Source organism: Rhizobacter sp. P2_H2, from assembly GCF_056403375.1.
Genome location: NZ_JBFUFP010000355.1, coordinates 1 through 4,973 on the forward strand (window position 1 = coordinate 1; position 4,973 = coordinate 4,973).

The 4,973-nt window shown below is 70.1% G+C and carries 6 protein-coding genes; 3 read left to right on the forward strand and 3 right to left on the reverse strand.

The features are described 5' to 3' along the window. Window positions 1-48: 48 nt before the first annotated feature. Window positions 49-615 carry an anti-sigma factor family protein gene (locus tag AC1D15_RS17760; protein ID WP_477827018.1) on the reverse strand — a complete coding sequence of 189 codons (567 nt, stop codon included), beginning with the start codon at window positions 613-615 and terminating at the stop codon, window positions 49-51. Next, window positions 612-1,085 carry a sigma-70 family RNA polymerase sigma factor gene (locus tag AC1D15_RS17765; RefSeq protein ID WP_477827019.1) on the reverse strand — a complete coding sequence of 158 codons (474 nt, stop codon included), beginning with the start codon at window positions 1,083-1,085 and terminating at the stop codon, window positions 612-614. Before AC1D15_RS17765 ends, AC1D15_RS17760 begins: the two co-directional genes overlap by 4 nt. 87 nt (window positions 1,086-1,172) lie before the next feature. Between AC1D15_RS17765 and AC1D15_RS17770 the strand changes: the two genes are divergently transcribed. From AC1D15_RS17770 to AC1D15_RS17780, 3 genes are all read left to right on the forward strand, one after another. Further along, window positions 1,173-2,507, forward strand: coding sequence for a S8 family serine peptidase (locus tag AC1D15_RS17770; protein ID WP_477827020.1), 1,335 nt, complete (start codon window positions 1,173-1,175; stop codon window positions 2,505-2,507). 125 nt (window positions 2,508-2,632) lie between these two features. Continuing rightward, window positions 2,633-3,154 carry a hypothetical protein gene (locus AC1D15_RS17775; protein ID WP_477827021.1) on the forward strand — a complete coding sequence of 174 codons (522 nt, stop codon included), beginning with the start codon at window positions 2,633-2,635 and terminating at the stop codon, window positions 3,152-3,154. Window positions 3,155-3,190: 36 nt separating this feature from the next. Next, a complete protein-coding gene (locus tag AC1D15_RS17780; RefSeq protein ID WP_477827022.1) occupies window positions 3,191-4,108 on the forward strand; it encodes a hypothetical protein in 918 nt (305 codons plus the stop codon). Window positions 4,109-4,402: 294 nt separating this feature from the next. Here the strand turns inward: AC1D15_RS17780 and AC1D15_RS17785 are convergent. Then, window positions 4,403-4,973, reverse strand: a 571-nt coding sequence (locus AC1D15_RS17785) for a hypothetical protein (protein ID WP_477827023.1), incomplete at its 5' end; no start/stop codon positions are given.

Sequence of the window (4,973 nt, forward strand, 5' to 3'; positions counted from 1 at the left end):
CTCCTGCACTGAAGGTGCGGCAGTACTGGCCCGACCTGTCGACAAAACTCAGCTGCACCGCGACGCCGCTCCTGCACTGAAGGTGCGGCAGTACTGGCCCGACCTGTCGACAAAACTCAGCTGCACCGCGACGCCGGCGGCGGCCTGGCCGGCCACCTGGGCGTCAAGCGTCTTGGCGAGCTGCTGACCAGCGACGAGCCGTCCGCCAGCGTCGCTCAGCAGCACGTCGCCCGCGCCGGAGGCACCTGACCCGAGGAGTTGGACCCCGAGCACGACGCCCAGGGCGAGGCTGGCCGCCATGCCGCCCCAGGCGGCCCAGCTGGACATGCCCCGGCGCTCGTCGCGCTGCTGGCGCCGCTCGGCCAGGCCACCGACTTTCGGCGGCACAGCCTCGGCCACCGGCTCGCGCAGCAGGGCGCTGAGCCGGTCGGGCACGGGCTCGTTCAGCACGTCGCCGAAAGCCGCCGCGACACGCTGGCGTTGCCCCTTCAGGCTGCCGATGCGTTCGCGCAGGCGCGCATCCTGCTGCAAGGCCTGCTCGAGCGCATCGCGGCGTTCGCCGGCGAGTTCGCCATCGGCGTGAGCCATCAGTTCTTCATCGTTCCACGTTGTCATGGCGTACCTCCGAGCATCTGTTGCAGCGCTTCGCGCGCACGGGCGAGACGGCTGGTGAGCGTGCCCACGGGGATGTCCAGCACCTGCGCGGCTTCCTGGTAGGAGAGGCCTTCCACGAGCACCAGACCGACCACCGCTCGCTGGTCGTCGCCGAGCTGCGAGACGGCCTTGCGCACCGACATCGCGTCGACCTGGGCGTCGTTGGAGCTCACGCCCACGTGCGCGCCTTCGGCTTCGTCGAAGAAGGTCTGCCCACGCCGTTCGCGCGACCTCAGTTCGTCGATCCAGGTTGTTTGCATGATTCTGAACATCCAGCTGTCCAGACGCGTTCCAGGCGTCCACTGGTCGGTGCGCACAAGCGCCTTTTCGATCGCCATCTGCACCAGGTCGTCTGCGTCCTCCCGGGAGTGCGCCAGCGTGCGCCCGAAGCGCCGCAACCGCGGCAAGAGCGCGGCGATCTGGGTTCGCACTTCCGTTGCAGAGTTCATCATTGAAGGGGACAACGAATGGGGGATGGATTTTCTTCCATGCCCCGCTCGTTATCCTCCCGAACCACGATGAAACCGATCTTCCATCACTGCCGCTTCCGCCAGGCCCGGCGCACGGTCCGCCGTGCAGCGGGGCTTGCGCTGGCCGTCGCGGTCGTCCTGGTAACGACGCCGGCCGCCGCCCAGCTGCGCCTGCCCTCGGTCAACGTGCCAGCCCTCGGCCGGCTTCCGCAGACCAACCTGCCGGAGACCGTGCAGCAGGCGGTGCCGCTGCAGGACCTGCGCCTGCGCACCCAGCGCGACCTGGTGCGGCGCAACCCCGATCGGATCGAGCTGGACCCGGCCGGCCAGCCCGTGCGCCGCGGCGAGCTGATCTGGCTCGCACCCTCGGCGGCCGCGCTGAGCGCCGCGCAGGCGCAGGGCTTCACCGTGCTGCGCGAGCAGCTGCTCCCAGAGCTCGATCTGCGCCAGATGGTGCTGCGCGCACCGCCAGGCGACTCGCTGGCCGCGGCCGCGCAGCGCCTGCGCGCCATCGAGCCCGAAGCCGCGGTCGATTTCAACCATCTCTATGGGCACAGCGGCGCGGTGGCAGCCGAATCGGCCGCTCTGGCGGCATCGACACCGGCACCGGCTGCGCGGCGCCGCGTCGGGCTGATCGACGGCGGGGTCGACCGCCGCCATCCTGCCTTCGAGCAGGCGCGCCTGCATACCTCGGGCTGCGACGGTCGCGAGGTGCCCAGCCGGCACGGCACCGCCGTGGCCTCGCTGCTGGTGGGCCGCGACGGCGCGTTCAGCGGCCTGCAGCCCAGCGCCGAACTCTTCGCCGCGGATGTCTATTGCGACGCGCCCGACGGGGGCGCAGCCGAGAACGTGGCGCAAGCTCTGGCGTGGATGGTGCGAGAGCGCGTGGCGGTCATCAACGTGAGCCTGGTCGGCCCGCCCAACGCGCTGCTGGACAGGGCCACCCAGGCCGTCACCCGGCGCGGCCACCTGATCGTGGCGGCGGTCGGCAACGACGGGCCGGCCGCGCCGCGGCTGTATCCCGCGTCCTATGCCGGCGTGGTGGGCGTGAGTGGCGTGACGACCCGTCGCAGCGTACTGCCCGAGGCGGCCCAGGGTCCCCAGGTGTGCCTCGTGGCACCCGGCGCCGACGTGGCGGTGGCAAGGGCAGGGGGCGGGTATGCGTCCGCACGCGGTACCTCCTTCGCCGCGCCGATCGTCGCCGGCCTGCTCGCGGAAGCCTTGCAGGAGCCCGATCCGAAGACCGCCGCCGCAGCGCTGTTGCTGCTGGAGCGCAGCGCGACCGACCTGGGCGCTGCCGGCCGTGACGACGTGTTCGGCTTCGGGCTGGTGGGCGAGGGCGCCAGGACGGCGCCTGAGCGGGTGTCCGCGCGGCGTTGGTGAAGCACGGCGACCCCGCGGCCAACTGTTACATCTTGGCAGGGAAGGATTCGCCGATGCGGCTCGTTGTACATGGCAAGAGGGTCGGGAAGGCCGCCCCTCCGCCACTGTCCAAGGAGATCCTTCTCATGACCACGCAACATTCCTTGTCGCTGTCCACTCTCTCGATCGCCGTGCTCGCCACGTTCGTGCTGGCGTCGACCGCCCACGCCGGCCTGCTGGGCAGCGGTTCAGCCGGCCTCGGCGGCAGCGCAGGCATGCGCAGCGCCGACGTGCAGGGTCAGGCGCGCGTCAACGTCCAGCGCGACGAAGCGGCCGGCCGCAAGGTGCGCGAGACGGCCGGCGCCGTGAGCGGCCAGATGAACCAGGCCAAGGAGGCGGCGGTCGACGTGTCGGCCGATGCACAGCAGAAGGCGAACGCCACGGCGCAGGCCGGTCGCGGCCAGGTCGTCGAGAAGGCGGCCGCCGCCAGGACCACGGCGGGCACTGCGGTTCGCAAGGTCACCTCAACCCCGGTGCACGCGCAGGCCGAGGGCCAGACTGCCGTCGGCGACAACGCCTCGGTTGCAGGATCGGCCGAGGTCACGCGTCCCGACCGCTCGGTGAACGCTTCGGCCTCGGGCGGCACCAGCGCCCATGTGGGCCGCTGATCCGAGGATGCCTCCACGACTGCCTCCCGCATTGACATGACCCGTCTCCAGCGCCTGCCCGCCAGTTCCCTCGCTTGCTGCCTGGCTTTGCTTGCCTGCCGTCCTGCTCTTGCCGACGAGTCCGGCGACACGCAAGCTGCCAATGCCGGCATGCGCTACGTCGAGGCCAACGTGCAGCGGGATGCCCGCCACAACACGGCGGCGCTTGGTGTGCTGTCGCTCCCGGTCGGCGAACGGGGCTGGGTCCAGTTCGGGAGCGGGCAGACACGCCTCGACGTGGCCGGCGCCGCCCGCCGCGTGAGCGTGTTCAGCGCGGCCACCGGCTTCATCGGTGACGGTTGGAATGCCTCGCTGGCCGCGAACCGCCGGAACGGCGGCGATGCATGGCGCCAGACCGACTGGGACGCCTCGGTCACGTGGCTGGGCGAGCGCGTCGGCGTGGGGGTGGACGGGCACCACCGCGATGCGCACGGCCAGGGCACCACGGGTACGTCGCTCGTACCGGGCGACGTCACCGTCGAGCAACAACAGCTCAAGGGGCCTGGCTTCGGTCTCCACGGCCATGTGCACGTCACGCCGGCGTGGCGGATCTATGCGTCTGGCATGCGCTACGGCTACAAGCTCTCGACGCAGCAGGGTGGCGGCAGCGGGGGGACTGGCCTTCTCGCCGGCGTGCTGCAGCCCACCAGCGCCTCAGTGGTATCGCGCGATGAAGCAGCGCTGAGCCGCAGCTTCAAGCTCGGCAGCCGACACCAGATCGGCACGGCCTCCGTGTCCGCCGAGGTGTTGGTCGACAAGGTCCAGGACGAGCCGGGAACGGTGCGAACGCTGCAATTCACGGCRGCAGTCGAACCCACACCGAGGTGGACGGTCATGCCCACTCTCGGGCAGACGCATGGCAAGACCCATGGCGGTGTTCTCTTCGGCGGGATCGGAGTGACGCACGCCTGGTGACAGCTTCTCGAACTGTGTGCCGGAGGTAAACCTCATCCGGGCGAGGCTTGCCTAACCTATTGATTTAAAAGAGATTGCTAAAAAATGTCGAGCAAGTACCCCTCCGATCGAAGGGAGCTAACCCTCAGCATTGGGTGGCCACATGCGGTGGAAAACGTCGGTATGCAACCACGAGCGGCAATCCTCGCCACCAAAAAGCCACCGTGCGGGAGAGTTCAGCCGCTGGTAGCCGGGGCTCGTTTGCGGTCACCACTGGATAAGGAGTACTGCTCGCAAGTCCGCTCGATTGTGAAACTATGGTCGCGGCGCTTCACCTCGCGGCCCCAGCACCCGGTACGGCTTCGGAAACCACGCCCAGTGGTCATCCAGCCACACCAGCCCGTCATAGGAGGTGCCGGCATCGCGACCGGGCTCGATCACTTTCCACGCCGCCCACACGCGCTGCGGCTGCAGCAGCCCGGCGATGCTGCGGTAGCCGCCGGGAAAGTGCCAGGACAGGTCGTTCTCGTCCGCCAGCATGCCGGCGGGTGCCAGGCGCGGCACGATGCGGCTGTCGCGTGAGGCACGGCCCAGGCGCGGCAGCTGCGCCCACACCGCCGCGTAGCCCTCGCGTGCGGCCTGCACCGACGAAGGCACGAAGGCCTTGCCGTAGTCCTCGTCGCGCGGCCGCAGCGAGGCGAGCACGCTGCCCTGGGGGTCATGCAGCAGCGCCTGCAGCAGCGGCCGCAGCTGGTCAGATATCAACTCGATCGAGGCCATCGCGGACTGGCGAGCCAACGGTTCGGATTGCCGGGCCAGTTCCGCCTCCGCCGCTTCGGCGGCCTGCCGCACGGCCTGGCTCGCATTCGCGCGCAGGGCTTGGAGG